The following is a 20877-nucleotide window of genomic DNA, read 5'->3' as shown; positions in this document are numbered from 1 at the left end:
CATTTACTACTCAGACATTTACTACTCAGACATTTATTACTCGGTCATTTATTACTCGGACATTTCACTGATCCGGTCCAGGATCCTCGCGGCGACATCGTCCTTGCTCATGATGGGGAGCTCCTGTGCCCCGTCCTTAGTAATGAGGGTGACCACGTTGGTATCTGTGCCGAAGCCGGCACCCGCAGTCCGAAGGCTGTTGGCGACGATCATGTTGAGCTTCTTTTTCTCCAGCTTTTTGGAAGAATTTGCCAGGAGGTTTTCAGTCTCCATGGAGAAGCCGCAGACAAACAGGCCGGGATGATGGTTTTCGGCGACCCATCCCAGGATGTCCTGTGTGCGGGCAAGCGGGATATACATACCGCTGCCATCCGTGACAATGGGGTTGTTTTCATCGTCGATGCCTTTTTTGATCTTGTTCTCAGCGACAACAGCAGGCCGGTAATCCGCCACAGCAGCGGATTTGATCAGGATATCCGTATCCGGCAGTTCCTCCTTGATGGCTTCAAACATGTCCGCGGCGGAAACAATATTTCTCTGACGGACAAAAGGAGCAGTCGGAAGGGAGACAGGTCCGGATACTAGAGTGACGTCGGCACCGCGCAGCATGGCCTCATGGGCGATGGCATATCCCATTTTTCCGGTGCTGTGATTGGTGAGGTAGCGGACCGGGTCGAGAGCCTCCTGGGTGGGGCCGGCTGTCACAACGACCTTTTTGCCCTTCATGGGCTTGTCCAGATAGGCGACCTCCCTTTCGATCCACTGGCAGAGGACTTCAGGCTCAGGAAGCTTGCCGCTGCCCGTATCGCCGCAGGCAAGATAACCGCTCGCGGAATCAATGATCGTAAAGCCGTATTTTCTCAGGATCTCGATATTATCCCGGGTGACGGGATTTTCCAGCATCGCGGTGTTCATCGAAGGAGAGACGAGCTTTTTGCATTTGGCGGCAAGAACGACCGTCGTCAGCATATCGTCAGCGATACCGTGCGCCATCTTTGCGATGACATTTGCCGTAGCCGGTGCGACCAGGATGACGTCCGCCTCCTTGGCGACCGAAATATGGCGGACATCAAACTGAAACTCACGGTCAAAAGTATCGATCATGCACTTTGACCCGGTCAGGGTCTCAAAGGTCAGCGGCGTGATAAATTTTGCCGCGTTTTCTGTCATGATGACATGGACCTTTGCGCCGGCCTTGTGCAGCGCGCTTGCGACATTTGCCATTTTGTAGGCGGCGATCCCGCCGGTGATCCCTAAAAGCACACATTTTCCTGTCAGATCTTTCATTTTGCTCATTCTCCCGAAAGTGTTGGTTTGTAAAAATGTAACTCGTTGACCGGTCTCAAGGTGTTTTCATGGTGCCACCCCGGCCGGAGTGTGACCGGTAAGGTCAGAAATGCCGCACCACTTCAAATCTCTCCAGCTGGTAGTTTTTCTCGTTCACCTTGAGCCCGGCCTTCTGAAGGGCGATGCTGATCTGTTCCTCCACGGTATCCACGCCGTCCAGGTTGGGCAGAAGAAGTCCCCGTCTGAACCCTTTGGATACGATGACGCCATAGCGTTTGACGTCGAGCTGATCAGGGGAATCGATCTTTTCCGTTTCCCCGAGCACATCCACAGTGATCTCCAGAGAATCCAGTTCATCGGGACGGATCTCGTTAAATCTGGGATCTTTGAGGGAAGCGCTCACAGCATTCTGGGCGATCTCCTGGGCTATGCAGCTGCAGGTCGGGGCGATCGTCCCGATGCAGCCGCGCAGACGGCCGTTCTTGTGGATGGAGACAAAGGTGCCTGCCTGCCGGTTGAGAAGGTCATCCGCATCTCCGATCAGCGCGCGGATCTCTTTGTCGGGAAGCTTTTTGTGCCTGAGGACTGCGGATTCCACACCCGCCCGCGCAAGCTGTACAAACAGGTCTTCACCGGCCCGCCTCTTAAGGTTTTCCTGCTTCTTTTTTTCGGTCCACAGATCCAGAAAATGCCTCATCTCATCCGCTCCGGTCACTTCATAAGTGCACACGCCGTATCCGACACCGAAGGTCCCCTCATGAGAGAGCCTGTGGGTCCGGACGGCCATGCCGTCCAGGGCACCGGCCATCATGACAAAGCTCCTGTGCCCGCATTCCGCGGCTCTGTCGCAGAGGGTCTCGTCAAAATCCAGGAGTTCGTCAAACTGCCCTCTTCCCATGACATCCATGATCCGGTCATCGTACACCGGCCCGTTTTCATCAAATCCATAAGGACCGTCGTCCTTTAATTTGTGGGACAGATCGCCGCTGGCGATAAAAACGATCCGGCGGCCCAGGCGGTCTGCCGCCTCCCTGATCTTCATTCCCAGCCGGTAATGGTCCTCAAGCGGCAGCCCGGAGAGACCGATGCGGACGATCCTGTATCGGGAGGGATCCATAAACTGATTCAGGAAGTATAGAGGGATCATGGTCCCGTGGTCGAGCTCCGGATCACGTTCTCCCATGGTCCCCGCCGGAAAAACATCTCTGTCGCAGAGCCCGCTGAGGGTATGAACAAATTCATAGTCATATTCCACATGGATCCCGACATCGCGGGCACGGAAATTGCGGAAATCCCCCCTCGCTTCCACTCCCGGCGAAATGTGGAAATAATCCCTGTACATGATACTGTGGGGAGACGTGATCACCAGTGTCTCCGGTTCCAGGGACGCCGCAAAAGACATGGCTTTTTTAAATGCATCCGACGTCGCCTTGATCTTCTTTTCTTCTCCCCGTCCGATCTCCGGGAGGATGATCGGGGGATGGGGCACCATCACACCGCCTGTAATTGACATTTTCTTTTCCTCCTGGTCTAAAACATCCACAGCAGCTGCCAAAGCACCCTGGCCACTTGCCGGAAAGCGTATTCTGCAGCTGTAAAAAACCACCTTCTGCAGTTACCGGAAAACGTCTTCAGCAAAGGTAAAAAACACCTTCTGCAGCTGAGAAAAAGCACCTTCAGCAATTGCCGGTATAAACATAGTCCAGTTTTTCCCGCGCGGTTTCTGCCAGTCTGTAGACAGTCTTTACGCTCGTCGCGGGAGCCGTCCATTTGTAGCGGGGAAAATAACGGGAAACGTGGATCGGGATATCTTTTCCCGTTCCGCCCCTCAAAGAAGCGATCCAGGCGGCCATCCTGCGCATCTCGCTCTCGCTGTCATTTTTCCCGGGAATGATGAGTTTCGTGATCTCGACGTGGCAGCCTTCTGCCGCCGCGGAGATAAAATCCTTTACCATATTCAGGTCTCCGCCCACGAATTCCCGGTAATAATCCTCAGTAAATCCTTTCAGGTCAATATTCATGGCATCTATGCAGGGAAGCAGCTCCTGCAGGATCTCCTGAGAAGCCATGCCGTTCGTGACGAGCACAGTCTTCATGCCGTTTTCGTGAAAAAGCCTGGCAGTGTCACGCACAAATTCCCACCCGACCAGCGGCTCATTATAGGTGAAGGCGATCCCGATATTGCCGCGCGTGCGAAGGTCAAGCGCAAGGCTGCACAGTTCCTGCGGCGTGTACTCCGCAATTTCCAGCCTGTGTTCACGGCCTCCGCTGTTTTTCCCGATCAACGGTCCGGGGTCTTTGTAGGTAATAATTTTATTATTCCCGCTCTCCTGCCCGGGGCCGCTGCAGGTAATGGATGATCCACTCTCCTGCCCGGGATCACTACTGGTTATGGCTGTTGCCCCGCTCTCCCTCCCGGGGCCGCTGCTGGTGACCGCCGACCCGGTAGTACGATCAGTATTCCTGCCCGCTGATTCCCCACAGGCATTGTCCATGCAGGCCGGTCTTGCCGAGGCGATCTCGTAATTCTGGCAAAAGGGACAGCGCAGGCTGCAGCCATAACTGCCCACGGAAAGGATCAGGCTGCCCGGCATAAACCGCGCCAGAGGCTTCTTCTCGATCGGATCGAGTGCCAGAGCTGTCAGCCTTCCGTAGTTGGAAGCTGTGATCTGTCCTCCCTTATTCGTGCGGGCCCCGCAGGCTCCTGTCCGGCCCTCCTCCAGGCTGCAGTGATGGCAGCAGACATTGCAGATCGCTCTCATGGCACCCCTCAAAATAAGACAATGTTCTTGTTGTTTTTAATTATATCAGGTGACGGGATAATATCAATTGAAAGCACATCGAGGCTGGCACAGGTGTGACTTGTAACGTTACTGTCCACGCCCCCTCGAAGGGCGTGGACATGTAACGCTTGCGCGCGGCGATTCCAATACGCTTCGCTGTGCGCAACACACTCTGCGAGTGTGTTTGCGCCGTTGCACTCGGGTTTTTCGCAAAAAAGCCGCGAAAAACGCCTCGAGTTTCGAGCCGGTCTGTACTGTAACCTTGTAACTAATGCTCACTCAGGATCCGGGTCCGGATCAGTCCCGAGGCCGTAATACAAAACCTCATTGTAATAAGCATTGGCCAGCTGTGCTTCTTTTTTCTTTCTCCACGCTTCGATCTCGGATCTGATCGCCAGCATTTCGTCCACGACGACCTCCGCTTTTTTCGGCTTTACATTTTCCAGATATACTGTCATCCGGTCCATCGCCCTGGGACTGCCGAGATTTTTGACGATAGCATTCCCCAGTTCCCCGGGAAATCCCAGGGAGGTCAGGGTGCGGATCAGTCTGTCACGGGAACGGCGCCATTCTGTTTTATTATCCATGCTTATTCCTTTTTTACATTCCGTTTTCTTCTCTTTTACAGCAGATAATCCGCCAGGACATAATTGCTCACATCAATCCCGCGTGCGGTCAGGCGGATCCCTTTTTGTGTGCGCTCAGCAACTCCCTGGCGGATATGCCTGCGGATCACATCCCCGTATACGGATTCCAGTGATCTGCCGAATCTGCGCTCAAATTCCCCGGCATCTGTTCCGTCCGTCATGCGCAGGCCAAGGAACAGGAATTCCTCCATCTTTTCCTTGTCTGTGAGAGAATGGACCTCTTCCCGGATGCTTTCAAGGTCAGATCCATCCGCAGCTTTTTTCAGTGCTTCCAGATAAAAGGACAGATCTGGCGTATTGGAAAACCTGCATCCGCGGATGTATGAGGCCGCCCCGATACCAAAGCCCAGATACTCGTGACCCGTCCAGTAGCCGATATTGTGGCGGCATTCTTTTCCCGGAAGAGCATAGTTGGAGATCTCATACTGGCGGTAACCGGCTCTGCCCAATATTTTTCCTGTAGTATGATAAATGGTTCTGTCGTCTTCTTCCCCGGGAACAGGCAGCAGCTGTCCTTTTTCCTGCATTTCGGCGAATGCAGTACCCGGCTCGATGATCAGGCTGTAGGCAGAGATGTGCTCCGGCTTCCAGTTAATGGCTTTAGACAGATTGTACTCCCATTTTTCCGGCGTCTGTCCGGGGAGGGCACTGATCAGGTCAATATTTATGTTTTCAAAGCCTGCTTCCCTGGCCTGCAGGAAAGCTGTTTCTGCCTGGGCAGCAGTATGGATCCTTCCCAGCAGACGGAGTTCATCATCATGCAGAGACTGTACGCCGATGGACAGGCGGTTGATACCGGCCTGACGGAAGGCGCGCAGCTTATCCGGTTCTGCCGTGCCCGGATTCATTTCCAGACTGATCTCCGCATCAGGCCGCACATAAAAATAAGCATGCACTGCCTCCATGATCCGGCTGATCTGCTTTTCTGTCAGGATTGACGGCGTACCGCCCCCAAAGAAAATGGTATCGACTTTTGTGCCGGAGAAACAGTCCCCCTGAACCAGGATCTCCCGGATCAGCGCCTGCACATATTCCTCCCATGTCCCTTCATCCTGCGGGGAAGAGAGAAAATCACAGTAGCTGCATTTTCTGATACAAAAGGGAATATGCAGATACAACGAAGTGTCAGGAGGATAATCCCCCTGACACACCGTGTTCTTAATCTCTGTATTTTCTTTGTAGTTATTCTCCGGATCCCGGAAAGCCGTTCGTTGTGCCAGGCTGACTATCCTTTCACTATTCATGGTCACTCGCTTAGGCGCTGTTAAGCATTAATCTGTACACTCTGCTTGTCTTTCTACTTGATTGCTGTGTCAGAAAGCCTCGCTGTACTTACCGTTTGAAAAACCTGTTTCAGAAATACCTTCCGGAAACTCTCATCTCAAAAACTGTCCCTGAGAAACAGGTACTGAAGATCCTCTCCTGGAAACCCGTCCGAAATCTCTCAGGATCATCACTGGGTATCCAGCTTGAGGACACTCATGAAGGCTTCCTTGGGGATCTCCACGCTGCCGACAGTCTGCATACGCTTCTTGCCCTCCTTCTGTTTCTCGAGGAGCTTCTTCTTTCGGGAGATGTCGCCGCCGTAGCACTTGGCGAGGACGTCCTTGCGCATCTGGCGGACGGTCTCGCGGGCGATGACGCGGCCGCCGACAGCAGCCTGGATAGGCACGTCAAAGAGCTGGCGCGGGATCTCATCCTTGAGTTTCTCGCACATCTTGCGGCCGCGCTCGTAGGCGCCGTCCGCGTGGACGATGAAGGAAAGGGCATCGACAGGCTCCTTGTTGACCAGGATATCCATCTTGACCAGCTTTGAGTCCTCGTAGCCCTTAAGCTCGTAATCAAAAGAGGCATAGCCCCTGGAACGGGATTTCAGGGCGTCAAAAAAGTCGTAGATGATCTCGTTGAGCGGCAGCTCGTATTTGAGCACGGCGCGGGTCGTCTCGATGTAGTCTGTGCTGATGTAGCGTCCTCTCCGTTCCTGGCAGAGCTGCATGATGGGCCCGATGAATTCAGTGGTGACCATGATCTCCGCGTTGACGATCGGCTCCTCCATTCTTTCAATGGCTGTGGGTTCCGGCAGGTTGGAGGGATTGGTCAGCTCCATCATTGTTCCGTCGGTCTTGTAGACCTTGTAGACGACTCCCGGCGCTGTCGAGATGAGGTCCAGATCATATTCGCGCTCGAGGCGCTCCAGAATGACCTCCATGTGGAGGAGGCCGAGGAAGCCGCAGCGGAATCCGAAGCCCAGGGCAAGTGAGGTCTCGGGCTCAAAAAAGAGCGAGGCGTCATTGAGCTGGAGCTTTTCCAGAGCGTCCCGGAGATCTGGGTATCTGGGAGTTTCGGAAGGATAGAGCCCGCAGTAGACCATGGGCTGGGCCTTCTTGTAGCCCGGCAGAGGTTCCGCGCAGGGATTAGTACTCTCCGTCACCGTGTCGCCGACACGGGCGTCGCGGATATTCTTGATCGAAGCAGTAAAATAGCCGACCATGCCGGCAGAAAGCTCGTCGCAGGGGATGAACTGGCCGGGACCGAAATAGCCGACCTCCACGACCTCAGCCACTGCTCCGGTCGCCATCATTTTTACTTTTGTGCCGCGTTTCAGCCTTCCGTCCCTGAGACGGCAGAAAACGATGACACCCTTGTAGGAATCGTACAGAGAATCAAAGATCAGGGCTTTGAGGGGCGCGTCAGGGTCTCCGTCCGGGGCAGGGATATTTTTGATGACCGCCTCCAGAACATCCTCCACGCCGATCCCCTGTTTGGCGGAGATCAGCGGCGCTTCGGAGGCATCGAGTCCGATGACGTCCTCGATCTCCTCCCGCACCTTCTCCGGCTCGGCGGATGGCAGGTCGATCTTGTTGATGACCGGAAAGACATCCAGGTTGTGCTCCAGGGCCAGATATACATTGGCAAGGGTCTGGGCCTGGATCCCCTGTGTGGCATCGACCACCAGGATCGCGCCGTCACAGGCGGCCAGGGACCGGCTCACTTCGTAATTGAAGTCCACGTGACCGGGGGTATCGATCAGATTAAAGATATACTCCTCCCCGTCCCTGGCCGTGTAGACCAGACGCACCGCCTGTGATTTGATGGTGATGCCTCTCTCCCGCTCCAGCTCCATGTTATCGAGGACCTGATCCTGCATTTCACGACTGGTGAGGAGGCCCGTCTTTTCGATCATGCGGTCCGCCAGCGTCGATTTTCCGTGGTCGATATGGGCGACAATACAGAAATTTCTGATTTTATCCTGTGTGATTTCCTTTTGCATAAGTGATTTTTATCCATTTTTGAAAGGCAGGCTCCCATGCAGATCTGCTGTGGGAGCCTGCGCCGGACTATATGATCATATTGCCAGTGAATTACGCTTCTGGTCACGCCCTGACCGGGGTGTAACCTGCAGCTGGATTACTCATTCTCCTTGAGATAGACCTGTACGCGGCTCTGGATAATATCCGCCACTTCGTCAACACTCTTCTGACCGGCAAAGTAAGCGCCGGACTCTTCCGCGATGATATTCAGAATATCCGATCCGCCGTTGACAGGGAAAGTCAGACCTTTCAGTATGGCTTTGAGCTTCGCCAGATCTTCCTCATTAAAGTCGGGCATGGTGTTCAGATCCATCTGGACACCGTCCTCCTGCATGGCCTCCTCGCCATCGATAACAACTTCCTCCGCCTGCTCACTGGTATCCGCGCGCGCTTTTTCATCTTCCAGATACTGGAGATACTCCTCGTGTGTACCGTTGAAATCCTCTTCCGACACAGGTTTTCCTGTGAGGTCTTCGGACTCCGTGACTTCTTCAGCCGCTGCCGCTGTATCAGCAGCAAACTCAGCAGCCGCGCCGGTCCCGGCCTTACCGGAGTCTTCCATTAATTCCTTAACCTCCTCCGGCATGGGCTCCTCGGAGATCAGAGAGCTGACGCCTGTCATCTCATCGTTTTCCTTCATGAGAGCTTCGTATTCCTCTCTTGCCTTCTTCTCTTCCTCAATGATGATCTTGCCCTGCTCGTCGATCGCCTTTTCACTGACAGGCAGGCAGGATTCCATCTTGGTCTGGTATTCAGGCAGGTAGAAGCGCCGGACAAACTCCCAGCATCCGTCAGGATCAGCGGTGTTATTATTGATCCCCATTTTAAAGGTCGCCGCAACCGCAGGTCCTTTGTTTTCCCTTGAAGGGAAACCGGTCACCGTCACATCCAGATCACCGTACAGCTGCCTGGTCATATACTCATAGTCATACAGGGTATTGATATACTGGATCCCTACGAGCGCCTTGTCCATGAGATACTGCGTGAAATAGTCGTTGTACTGGTCGTCATTGATCTGCTCCGGAAATACCTTCACAAATTCAAGAAGCTCTTTGAACTCATCGCTGTCAAAATGGCAGGTGCTGGTCTCCCGGTCAATAAACTGATCGCCTGAAAACTCGACTGCAGAAGAAAGGACCTGGTCTCTTAATACGATTCCGAAAATATCGGAATCTTTTATTCCGCGGGCGGCTGCGATCTCTTTTAATTTTTTGATCGTGAGATCCTTCCCGTCTCCGATATATTTGGTCTTTCCGGAAATACCGGTGACTGTGAACCCGGGGACAGCGACGTACATACGTCCATCCGTCTTAAAGGCATCAATGATGTTCTGGAGGAAATCTTCTTTTTCAATTCCCTTATCTTCATTGAATTTGTCCGTCAGATCCAGGAATACACCCTTGGCAATATAATTGTCCGCGGGCATCCTTTCGGTGAGCAGCATGATATCAGGAGCATTGCCGGTGACGATGTCTGTGTTCATTCTGTCAATACCGGTAGAGTTCTCATAATCATCGTCTTCCAGATTGTACTGGCTGTAGTCAATGATCCGGATACGGTAGTCCTTGCTCTCCTTATTGAAACTGATCACCTCACTGCGGACCTCATAATCGATATAATGACCGCCCAGGGTCAGCTCCTTTTTCTCCTCGACATCCTCCGGCGCAACGGGATCCAGAATATAAGTGTCAAGAGTACTCTCATTGCTGTAGACCTGGATCACAAGCTTTCCGTCCTCGATCTCGATGACCCTGACGATTCCCTGGACATCGAGATCGGAATTGACAAAGTTCACGACAGGCGCCAGGGCATCCGAGCCCAGGTTTGCCCCATAGATGCCGTCATCCCCGGCCACATAAAAATCATAGGACTTCCCCACAAACAGCGTCGAAGCCGCAAGCGCTGCCGGAAGTGTCATACTTTCCGTAAACTTACCGGATCCTTTATCATAAGTATTGATCTTCACGTTGGCTGCAGCGTCGTCCACCATGATGATCCTGCCATCGTTGAGGGCATACAGATTTCCTGTCAGCTCGTCCGCCTTGACTGTGCAGGCCTTTTCTATAAAAGAGCCATCCTCTTTGGAATAAGAGGAGATACCCTCAGAGGAGAGGACCATAACGCCGTTTTCAGTCACTTCGATCGAATTGACATAGTAGTAGTCACTCGCAGCTGCCTCATCGAGAGTGATCTTCCACTTTTCCTTTCCGTCCAGATCCACGCAGCAGAGTTCATAGATGCTGGAAGCATCCTCACTATACTCATCCGGGATCTCCATGGCATCAAAATCAGTCGCGCCTTCATTGGCGAGGGCATAATCCAGTGCAGGAGAATTGGTATAGGAAGTGACCGCCAGATAGAAACAGCCGTCGCGAAATGCCGCTGCCGCCACATCCTTTTCATCAATGTCTATCTTGTAATTGACCGTTTTCAGATCACTTCCATCAATGCCAAAGCTCAGGAGCTGATACTCCTCAAGGCCGTCCTCCTCAAAGCTGTTATTGGCGGCATACATCCGATCCCCTTCAATGGCAAGGATCTGCAGACCGTCAGTTCTGAAATCCGGATTGGAAAAAGTAACCTGCGTGGAGCGGGCGACGCCGTCCCTGACACTGACCTCGGGCATGGAAGGCCCCTGGCTGGAAGAAGGGGTTGTGGGGGTATTTCCTCCGTTGCTGCCTGAGCCTGAACCACAGGCAACCAGTGACAACAGCATGGAAATCACGATCAGTACCGCGGCAGCACGCCGGAATCTCTTTTTCATATTCATCTTGTTCCTTTCTCTATAGTTTCACTGCCAGCCGATGCGTCATTTTCTCCGCCGGCTGCAGGTGTATTGTCCCCGTCGGGAGTGAGAGCATTTTCCTCACCGGCCGGGGCTTTATTTTCCAGGCCGGGCGCGAAAGCACTTTCCTCACCGGCCGGGGCTTTATTTTCCAAACCGGGTGTAACAGAATCTTCCACGCCGGGTGTGGATATGTTTTCTCCGCTGGCTGTGACAGCATTCTCATTATCTGCTTCCAGTGCAGCGCCGGGACGTCTGCCGTAGATCTTCTCGGACTGACGGTCATAGATCTCATCCTGTACATTGCGGATGATCCCGCCCAGAGTCCAGCTTTTATGCGTCGCATACCAGAGTACCAGATATAGCAGGAAGAGAAAAGGGGAAAATCGCAGAATGAGCTGAAAAAGAGCATAGGGGATCAGCAGATCCTCCCAGGCCAGAGCCACGTTTTCCCAATAGGGATAGCGTATGGCGGCGGTCTGCATGCTGCGCAGTCCCGGTTCTGCTGCTAAAAGAGCCAGTCTGGTGGTTTCATAGCGCGCGGAATTGTCCACTATGGTCATCTGTTCAGAAGAAATCCCTGCCTCAGTCATCACGCCCCGTACCATTTTGAGGGCAAATCCGGTCACGGGATCCGGAAGGATGACCTCATAGACAGTGAGCCTTGAGCGGTCAACCTCCTTCTGGTCCTCGTCGCCGACCCCGGACGGAGCAGAACCGCTCGAAGCGCCTCTGTCGCTGTCCGACATATGATCATCGAGGTCCTCCGGTTCAGTCTTTTCCTCCACTGTTCCGGAATCAGCACCTTCGTCCGATGAGTCAGTATCACTGTCTGAGCCGGAGTCCATGTCCGTGTCCTCCAGCGCATACAGAACCGCCGCATCTCCGGAAACAAATCTCCATGCTGCGGCGGCAGGAAAAGCTTTACCGGCAGCAGCACTGCCGCCGCCGACCTGTGCGGGCATTCCCGCGTCAACTTTTTTTTCATCCCGGATCGAAGCCTCCGGACTCAGAGATCCGCCTGCACCGTCTCCGTCTCCGCCTCCGTCAGGGACTCCCTTTTCGGTATATTTACATAAAGATTCATAAGAGGCAAAGATCAGATAGTCTCCCATTCCTGCCGCACTGTAAAATCTCCCCTCCGGCCTTTTGAAAACGCCCGCAATATAATGCGGCTCGCCTCCGATCTGCACAGACAGGCCTACGACATCGGGGGACCCGAACAGGCGCCATGCTGTCTGGTCATCAAGCAGCACCCTGTCCCTCATGAGCTCTTCCTCGGAAAAATAATAGCCGGACTGAAGCTCCAGGGGATGAAAATTGAAAAAATCACCGCCCACGCCGATCATGGTCACACTTACGGAATCATCCGGCGTCGAAACGTCAGCGGACGCGATCCCGCAGTAACAGTCGTCCATGAGGCTGGCCCCGTTTTCGAGCTGCTTTTCGGTCAGGGCGATCGATTCAGATTGAAGCGCGTTCGAAAAAGCAGCGCGCAGCTCTTTTACAGTATCATCGGAAGCTGCCGCGGATTCGGACAGATAGGTGCTGATCTGCGCACAGTTTCCCTCAGGCGACCATCTGGACCGGTAGGTCTGGTCCGGCATTGTCGATGTGATCCCGTCGAGCACTGCCCCGATGACTGCAGAGAGGATCCAGAAGACTGCGCAGAGGATCAGACCGGCCTTCTGCCACAGACGGAGCCTGCTCAGGGCGCCTGACGCCGCAGACGCCGCCCGGCGCGCTCCCTTTCCGGCAGCATCGAAAGCCCTATTCAGTTTGCTGTCTTCCATAGCTGCCTTTTTCAAAACCTCTACCCCTTAGGAACTGAAACTTTATGACTTTCGCACAATTCCTTACTCTTCAGTCCTCTCCTCCTCATCGGCCAGACGGACCTGATCACCGGACTTTACTGACTTGTTTGAAGTCGTGATCACGAAGGTATATGCTCCGATCGCACCGCTGATCGCAGTGTTGGAATCATCTTTTGCGAGTACCTTGACATCCTCCCTCATGGCAACGTAACGGTTTCCGAGAGGGCTCTGCCTTGTCTGCAGCACCAGGACGAATTTGCCGTTGGCATCGGTGCGGACCGCAGAATTAGGAACGACCAGGTCATAGCTCTTGGTGCTCTCAGCCAGCTGCAGCTGCACGGAGTCTCCGGCCGTAACGGAGGAGCTGGTGATCTCAAATTTCAGAAGTCTCTGGTTTTTGGGGTCGCTGGAATCCGCTGCGATCTGCCGCAGGACAGCCTTGAAGTCATCTTCATATTCCCATGGATTCTGGGGCTTTGCCTCATCCCCCACTTTAAGCTTCTGCGCCTGCTCCTTTGTCACGGAAAAGCTGACCGTCAGGCTTTTGCCCGCCAGACGGATAATAGCGACAGGAGAATCCGCTGATGTCGTCTCTCCGGCGCCGTAGCTGAGCGAAGTCACGGTTCCGTCGACAGGGGCAGTGATCGTCGCTCCGATTTCTTCCTTCTCGAGCCTCTCCACCTTGGCCTCCGCCTTGGTGATCGCGTCCTGGATCCCCTTGAGCTCCAGCTCCGCGCTGATGCTGTTGATCACCTTTTCCTTCTCGGCCGTGATCTCCGCAAGCGCCAGATCCGCGTCGATCTTGCGGATATTGGCCTTTTCGAGCTTCTTCTGATATTTGCTCTTTTTCCTTCTTGTGGGATCATCATCCGTAGTTCCTTCGCTGGCGTCCTCCGGAGCATCTATCCCGGTATTTGTCTTTTTAGCAGCGACGGCAACGTCGTCGTCAGGAACCTCTTCCTCAACCGGCGTACTCGAAGAGGGTTCACTGTCATCCTCCTCCGCAAGGAGTTTCTCATACGCCGCGTCCGCCGCCGCCTTTTCTCTGTTGGCACGTTCGTAGCGTCTGTTGATCGAGGCGAGCTCCGACTGGAGTTCATCATCAGAGCGGTAGTTACCCGCCCTCATTCTGGTGATATCACTGTCTGACAGGGTACCGTCAAAAAGGCGCTTGGTGAAGTTCGCCTTCTGGTCGTCCAGCTCCTGCCTGGCATTCCTCAGTTCCTCGGATTCGCTGTCTTCGAGGTAGTAAAGCACGTCCCCACGCTTCACCTTCTGGTCCTGACGGACTGCCACGCTCTTGATCGTTCTCGCCTGGGCTACAGTCACAGAAAAGGGATCATCGACTTCCGCAGTCCCCTGTCCCCTGATCCTCGGCGACACCTCACCCTCACTGACGATGTGCGTCGCCACCTGGGGCAGCGTGAGGTTCATGATCGTCCTGGAAAAGAAGGTCAGCGCCAGCAGGATCAGCAAAAACACGATCGTGATGTTTTTGATGATATCTTTTCGTCTCTGGGATCTCCGAAACTGTTCCAGTTCCTTATCTTCGATATTCATACTCCTGTACCATGACCTCCTGTTCACAAACATGTATGATTCAAGACTCGATCGCGAGTCTTTCTCCCCCGTGTGCGGATTCCCCGCTGAAAGAAAGGACAAACTACCTATTCCTTGATACCGCCCTGATAGACAATGCCCTCTACCAGAGATTCCTCTCCGTACAGGAAGACCATCATGGGAAGGACCATATAGATGACCGCGACGGCAAAAGCCAGCGAGATCTCGCCTGTATTGATCTTCGAAAGGAACACAGACAAGGGGTGCATCTGCTCATCGCTGAGCAGGATCAGCGGCTGCTCGACCATATTCCAGTAATCGATAAACAGCAGGATCGCGATCGATGCAAGGCCTCCTTTGCAGTTCGGCAGACAGATCTTTGTAAAGATCTGCCATTCCCCCGCGCCGTCTATTTCTGCGGCCTCATAAATGGATTTCGGGATCCTGCGCATATATTTTGTGAGCATATAGACTGCAAAGGGTGAAAAAAAGCCCGGCAGCCATATTGCCCATCTGGTGTCTATGATCCTGAGCCAGGAGGACACCAGGAAATTCGGCACCAGAGTTACCTGATAAGGCATCAGCATCAGGATGATGTAAGCGAAAAAGATGACCTCCCTCACCCGCCCCCTGTACCTGGCAAAGCCATAGGAAGCCAGGGAAGCGATCGCCAGCTGGAAAAGGACGATCGGAACGGTGTAGAAAACGGAGTTCCAGAACTTCATGAGGTATTCCGGACTCATGACCAGCACCTTGAAATACTGGCTGAAAGAAATTATATCCGGAATAAACTTCAGGTTCACGGTCTGGCTGATGAAGACGCGCACCCCGTTCTTTTTCGCGAAGATCACGCCGTAGTTGGCATTGATCTCCGACACCGTCATCAGTGAATTCGTGATCGTCAGTACGATCGGCATGAGGAAAAGGATGGCAAAAAAGCCTGCGATCACAGTGCGGAGAACCATTCGGATCATTTCGCGCCGCTCTTTCGTCAGAGCTTTCCGCGCACTGGCGATCCTCGCGGCAGACAGGTCGGACAGACTCTTTAGTGCGTCCGGCCCTGCAGCTTCCGGCTCCTTTACCGGAGCCGCCGCCGGGGCCTCCGCAGGAATCTCAGCCGGAGCCTCCGCTTCCCCTGCGGCGGATCCATCTTTGTCCTGGTCATTTTCACTTGGTTTTTTAAAAGGATAAAGAACGGGAGGCCCCTGCTCAAATTTGACCCGGTCCCTGATGCTGCCGACAATATTCTTTCCCGGCCCGTTCTTCCTGTTTCCCAGATTCAAACTGCAACTCCCTCTGAGCGCACACACATGCGCCCGAACTGTTGTCAATCCCCCGGATTATGCTTTTTTACTCCAGATCCCGTCCGAACCTGTCCTCCGCCAGAAACAGAGCCCCGATCACAACGATCATGAACAGAGCCATCATGACAGCGGCCGAACTGAGCTTCTGATAATCCAGAGAACGGAATGTATTATTCATGAAATGCTGGAGCATATAAAGGGCATCATAAGGATAATCCCCTGACATCAGATACGTCTCCCTGAAGACCTTGAAAGAATTGATCAGGGACATGATCGTCACAAAAAGGATCGTAGAAGACAGATATCTGATCTTGATGAGCCAGAAGATCTGAAACTCCGTCGCGCTCTCCAGCCTCGCCACCTCGATCTGATCCCGGGGAATATTGGCCAGCCCCGACATAAACAGGATCATATTGTAGCCCAGATTTTTCCACAAAAACAAAAGGATGATCGGCACCTGCGCATAGGAGGACTTGAGCCAGTCGATCTTTCCGACCCCGAATTTCGCCAGCAGGACATTGGCCAGTCCATTGTAATGAAAGAGGATCTGCCAGATCATGATGACCGATGCAGTGGGGACCATCATGGGGCTTAGGAAAAATGACCTGAACCTGCTCTTCCACGGGAGCTTCTGCTCCATGACTACGGCAAGCAGCAGGGACAGGGAAACCGCCAGGGGAACCGCGACCAGGGAAAACTTCAGCGTATTTAAGGCCGCCAGCCTGAAAGCGCTGTTGTTAAAGACCCTCACGTAATTGGCAAGCCCGACAGGCCTGTGCCGGACGGGATTGTCGATCATGGAATAGTAAATGACCACAAAAAAGGGAAGGACAAAAAACATGGCGACCCCTATGATGCTGGGGGCGAGGAAGGTCCAGCTCACTCTGATCTCCCTGCGCTGCCTGACCGACATTCTGCTTTCCTTCGCTGCCGCCTGCCCGCTGCCGGTATCCTGCCCGTTCGCGTTTTTCCTGAGCGCTCTGTTGAGTTTTTGTCCGGCAGAATGTAAAGATGCACCCGCATCTTTGAACTTCTCCGGTATTTTCCTCTTCAAATCCATGGTCTTCAAGCTGTCCGCCCAGGACCGGCACACCTGTCCAACCGGACTGTGCCGTCACCTGGATACTATATCTTGATGATTTCAAGATAGTCTACTACTGCACATATACACTTATAATAATGCATTTTATTCTGTTTGGATACACTGTATTCAACATTTTCACAAAAAAATCGCGAAAATCCGCCCTGTTTTTTCAATATGTATGCTGATTCGTACAAAATAAGTCAATATCTGGGGAAGAAAAAGAATGCGGATCCGTCCTATCCTGAAGGGATCCGCATTCTCTGTTCTGTTATCTATAAAATCATCTATAGAATTGTCTTTTTTCTATTGTTTTTCCGATTCTGTTATTTTTTCAGGAGCAGGGATTTTCCTGTCATTTCAACAGGCTGCTCTTTACCCATGACCTGGATCAGGGTGGGAACGATATCGGCGAGAACGCCGCCTTCAGCCAGCGTGTAATCTTCATCGTAGTTCACCAGGATAAAGGGAACCGGGTTGGTCGTGTGGGCGGTATGGGGCGCGCCGGTCTCGTAATTGATCATCTGCTCGCAGTTGCCGTGATCCGCGCAGATAAAGACGACACCGCCGGCCTTCTTGACAGCCTCGATCGCCTTGCCGACACATTCATCGACGACTTCGACCGCCTTGATAGCAGCGGGAAGAACGCCAGTGTGGCCTACCATGTCAGGGTTGGCGAAGTTGATCACGATGGCATCATACTTGTCGGACTCAATGGCTCCGATCAGCTTTTCGAGCACGCCGTAGGCACTCATCTCGGGCTTGAGGTCATAGGTGGGGACATCCTTGGGAGAACGGACCAGGATCCTGTCCTCGTTCTCATTGGGTTCCTCGACGCCGCCGTTAAAGAAGAAAGTGACATGGGCGTACTTCTCTGTCTCGGCGATCCTGGCCTGCTTCATGCCCTGGGCAGCGAGCCACTCACCGAAGGTATTGGTGACATCGACCTTCTTGAAGGCGATCTCCTTGTTGGGAATCTCGGGGTCATAGTCCTTGAAGCAGACGTAAAAGACTTTCTTTCTGGGTCCCCTGTCAAACATCGTGAAGTCGTTGTCGCAGAAGCAGTGTGTGATCTCTCTGGCGCGGTCGGGGCGGAAGTTGAAGAAGATCACCGAGTCGCCGTCCTTGATCAGGGAGACAGGCTTGCCGTCTTCCGTGATCACAGTGGGCTTGACAAACTCGTCGGATTCATCGCGGTCATAGGAGCCCTGGATCGCCTCGGCAGAGCTGGAGGCCGTGAGGCCCTCACCCTTTGTCAGAGCATCATAGGCGATCTTGACACGGTCATAGTTGTTGTCCCGGTCCATAGCATAGTAACGGCCGCTGATCATGGCGATCTTTCCGACCCCGATCTCCTTCATCTTGTCCTCGAGCTGGGCGAGGAAATCAATTCCGCTTCTGGGAGGTGTATCACGGCCGTCGAGGAAACAGTCGACATAGACCCTGTCGAGACCATTGCGTTTCGCCATTTCAAGGAGAGCATACAGATGTGTGTTGTGGCTGTGCACACCGCCGTCAGAGAGAAGTCCATAGAGATGCAGATCCGACCCGCGGATCTTGCAGTTGTTAATAGCGGCAAGAAGTTCCGGGTTCTCAAAGAACACTCCGTCCTGAATCTCTTTGGTAATCCTTGTCAGTTCCTGATAGACAATGCGGCCCGCGCCCATGTTCATATGGCCGACCTCAGAATTGCCCATCTGTCCGTCGGGAAGACCTACCGCCATCCCGCTGGCATAACCTTTCTGGAAAGGACACTCTGCCATCAGCTTATCCATAACAGGTGTATTCGCCATCGCTACGGCATTTGCTTCCGGATTATCATTCAGTCCGTATCCATCCAGGATCATTAAAACTACTGGTCTGTGACTCATACACATCTCTCCTTTTCTATGTGTCTTTAGGGATCCTCTGTTGCCAGTCACCAGTTGGCCTTTGTGTGACCAGTCGCCCGTCGGCTCTTGTGTGACCACCAACGTTCCGCTGCCGGGATTCTTTCTCTTTCAGTCGCTATTCTACTACGAATCATTCCATTGTTCAACTGCCGGAATGAGGGCGAAGAAATGGTTTCGCGCCGACGGTAACACTGCTGTTACTGTCCACGCCCCCTCGAGGGGCGGAATCATTGCTTCGCAATGCAGTAACTTGCGTTCGCCCATGCTGAATTCGCTTCGCGAATGGGGCGAACGCCGTTCCACGCGGGTTTTCCGCGAAAAACCCGCGAAAAACGCCTCGAATTTCGTGCCGGTCTGAAAAGTAACACACTGCTTCGTCAAAATAACATTGATTCAGATTTAATGATGTTGAGATCAAAGCTTTTTGTTATACTATATTCAGCAGAATCCCTGTTTCCGTACAGATGTCGCCTCGAAGCAGTCCTTTCCGCTTTTCTTTATTCTAAATGCTGTCCACATATAGAGCATCTGCCACAGGAGCAGTGCCTGCACTGAAGAAAAATGAAAGTGGACAGAGAGTGTTCTGACCTCTGTCCACTTTGTCCCATTATTTTCGGAAAACAATCTTTGTTCTGCTATATGCAGGTTAGGAGTCGTATACTGTGGGAATCTACTTAAATCCGGGAAATGAAAATTTCAGACGCGCATCCATAGCAGATGTCTATGTCGATAAAACAATGCTGATTGAGGCGACAAACCGTTTTATCGATAAAGGAAACAATTATATCTGCATTTCCCGTCCGCGCCGTTTCGGAAAGACCCTTGCCGGCAATATGCTCAGCGCCTATTATTCGAAGGGCTGTGATTCTTCGGATCTGTTTGCGCGCTTTAAAATCGCGTCCGCTGGCGGATACAGAGACAAGCTGAATCAATATAATGTCATCAAGATCGACATGAACAGCGAATACCAGAATACTCTCAACAAGAGTCGCATGCTTCTTCGACTGACAAGAGAAATAAAAAAAGAAATGAAGGCTTCTTTTCCTGACATTGCTTTTGAAGAGGACGATTCGCTGGCACAGTGCATCCTTCGGATTTATGCTTCCACCGGCGAGACCTTCATCATCCTCATCGATGAATATGACGTGCTGGTGCGGGAACAGGCCAGCCCGGAACTGTTCGACGCATACCTTTCCTTTCTCAACGGATTGTTTAAGAGCGACACCTTGCGTCCGGCGATTTCCCTCGCTTACCTGACCGGAATCCTGCCGGTCGTCCGGGACAAGATCCAGTCAAAGCTCAACAACTTCCGCGAATATACGATCCTGAACGCAGGCCCACTGGCGGAGTTTGTCGGATTCACGTCACAGGAGGTCCGGGCAGAGTGCGAAAAAGGCGGGGTCAATTACGAAGAGTGCCGCCGCTGGTATGACGGATATCGTCAGAACGGCTATGAAATCTATAATCCGGAATCGGTGGTCCGATGCATAGAAGACAGGCGTTTTGGCAGCTACTGGGGGCAGACCTCCTCCTACACCGCCATCTCTGACCGGATCAGACAGAACTTCGCCGGAACGAAAGACGCCGTGATCCGGATGCTCGCAGGCGAAGAAGCAGATGTGGATGTCTATTCCTACCTGAATACCATGACGGATTTCACCAGCAGGGACGACGTATTCTGTTACCTGATCCATCTGGGCTATCTCGCGTATAACCAGGACGAGAACACCTGCCGCATCCCCAACAAAGAGGTTCGTGAAGAATGGTTCCGCGCCCTGAACAAGATTCCTGAAGAATACGCCGTCACCTCACAAATCATCCAGTCCTCAAAGGAACTGCTCGCCGAAACTCTCCAGGGAAATGCGGACGCCGTCGCTAAAGCCCTGGACATCTCCCATATCCATGTCACCAGCAACCGCAGCTACAACAATGAAGACGCCCTGCAGAGCGCCATCTACCTGGCTTTCATTTATGCCCTGAACCGCTATACGGTAATCAGGGAAATGACAGCGGGGAAAGGATTCGCAGATGTAGTGTTCATTCCTTTCCGGGAATCCGATCCCGCTATGATTATTGAGCTGAAGCGCAACGGCTCTACAGACAGCGCGATCCGCCAAATCCGGGACAGGCAGTATTTTGACTCCCTCTCTCACTACCAGGGCCGCCTGTTGTTCGTCGGGATCAACTATGATGAAAGCAAAAAGACGCACACCTGCAAAATAGAGCGGTTTGTCAAGTAATTAAAGAAATCATCTGAGGTACTTGTTTCTGTTCGCCCATGTATTATTAAACAGAGCGATTTAAAGAAATTGCCTGGCTCAGAGAAGTGTTGAGGAAGCTCCGGACAGTCCTCCGCGACGACTGGCATGCGGGATTTGAGGCAGTCCTCAGGATTGAGATGCACTCGTACGGA

13 protein-coding genes and 1 pseudogene are annotated in these 20877 nt (G+C 53.0%); 1 reads left to right on the top strand and 13 read right to left on the bottom strand.

What is annotated here, in order from left to right:
- Positions 1-51 precede the first annotated feature (51 nt).
- From coaBC to gpmI, 13 genes and pseudogenes are all read right to left on the bottom strand, one after another.
- Positions 52-1287: a bifunctional phosphopantothenoylcysteine decarboxylase/phosphopantothenate--cysteine ligase CoaBC gene (gene coaBC, locus BLT02_RS00885; protein WP_092990961.1), complete on the bottom strand. Its 1236-nt coding sequence runs from the start codon at positions 1285-1287 to the stop codon at positions 52-54.
- 103 nt (positions 1288-1390) lie between these two features.
- Positions 1391-2800, bottom strand: a complete 1410-nt coding sequence (amrA, locus tag BLT02_RS00880) for an AmmeMemoRadiSam system protein A (RefSeq protein WP_092990960.1) — start codon at positions 2798-2800, stop codon at positions 1391-1393.
- A gap of 163 nt (positions 2801-2963) precedes the next feature.
- A complete protein-coding gene (locus tag BLT02_RS00875; RefSeq protein ID WP_347474849.1) occupies positions 2964-3782 on the bottom strand; it encodes a radical SAM protein in 819 nt (272 codons plus the stop codon).
- Between the two features lie 18 nt (positions 3783-3800).
- Positions 3801-4049: pseudogene (locus tag BLT02_RS18165) on the bottom strand (radical SAM protein); the annotation flags it as partial.
- Positions 4050-4345: 296 nt separating this feature from the next.
- Entirely contained in the window at positions 4346-4657 is a 312-nt protein-coding gene (locus BLT02_RS00870) for a hypothetical protein (RefSeq protein ID WP_092990958.1), read from the bottom strand.
- A 35-nt stretch (positions 4658-4692) separates the two neighbouring features.
- Positions 4693-5961: a radical SAM family heme chaperone HemW gene (gene hemW, locus BLT02_RS00865; RefSeq protein ID WP_092990957.1), complete on the bottom strand. Its 1269-nt coding sequence runs from the start codon at positions 5959-5961 to the stop codon at positions 4693-4695.
- A 209-nt stretch (positions 5962-6170) separates the two neighbouring features.
- Positions 6171-7988, bottom strand: coding sequence for a translation elongation factor 4 (gene lepA, locus BLT02_RS00860; RefSeq protein ID WP_092990956.1), 1818 nt, complete (start codon positions 7986-7988; stop codon positions 6171-6173).
- Between the two features lie 137 nt (positions 7989-8125).
- Positions 8126-10792 carry an ABC transporter substrate-binding protein gene (locus BLT02_RS00855; RefSeq protein WP_175453619.1) on the bottom strand — a complete coding sequence of 889 codons (2667 nt, stop codon included), beginning with the start codon at positions 10790-10792 and terminating at the stop codon, positions 8126-8128.
- A 2-nt stretch (positions 10793-10794) separates the two neighbouring features.
- The gene (locus BLT02_RS00850) at positions 10795-12606 is read right to left on the bottom strand and encodes an ABC transporter permease (protein WP_139187337.1); all 1812 of its coding nucleotides are present in this window, start codon (positions 12604-12606) and stop codon (positions 10795-10797) included.
- 63 nt (positions 12607-12669) lie between these two features.
- The gene (locus BLT02_RS00845; RefSeq protein WP_175453618.1) at positions 12670-14187 is read right to left on the bottom strand and encodes an HlyD family efflux transporter periplasmic adaptor subunit; all 1518 of its coding nucleotides are present in this window, start codon (positions 14185-14187) and stop codon (positions 12670-12672) included.
- A 107-nt stretch (positions 14188-14294) separates the two neighbouring features.
- On the bottom strand, positions 14295-15470 hold the full coding sequence (locus BLT02_RS00840) for a carbohydrate ABC transporter permease (protein WP_242869653.1): 1176 nt from the start codon (positions 15468-15470) through the stop codon (positions 14295-14297).
- Positions 15471-15537: 67 nt separating this feature from the next.
- The gene (locus BLT02_RS00835) at positions 15538-16551 is read right to left on the bottom strand and encodes a carbohydrate ABC transporter permease (protein WP_242869652.1); all 1014 of its coding nucleotides are present in this window, start codon (positions 16549-16551) and stop codon (positions 15538-15540) included.
- Positions 16552-16898: 347 nt separating this feature from the next.
- Entirely contained in the window at positions 16899-18443 is a 1545-nt protein-coding gene (gene gpmI, locus BLT02_RS00830) for a 2,3-bisphosphoglycerate-independent phosphoglycerate mutase (protein ID WP_175453617.1), read from the bottom strand.
- Between the two features lie 683 nt (positions 18444-19126).
- On the opposite strand from gpmI, the gene BLT02_RS00820 reads away from it, so the two are divergent.
- On the top strand, positions 19127-20704 hold the full coding sequence (locus BLT02_RS00820) for an AAA family ATPase (RefSeq protein ID WP_092990950.1): 1578 nt from the start codon (positions 19127-19129) through the stop codon (positions 20702-20704).
- Positions 20705-20877: the final 173 nt, after the last annotated feature.

The sequence above is a fragment of the Sarcina sp. DSM 11001 genome, assembly GCF_900101015.1.
Classification (GTDB): domain Bacteria; phylum Bacillota; class Clostridia; order Lachnospirales; family Lachnospiraceae; genus CAG-791.
This window is presented reverse-complemented; position numbering and strand designations above follow the sequence as displayed.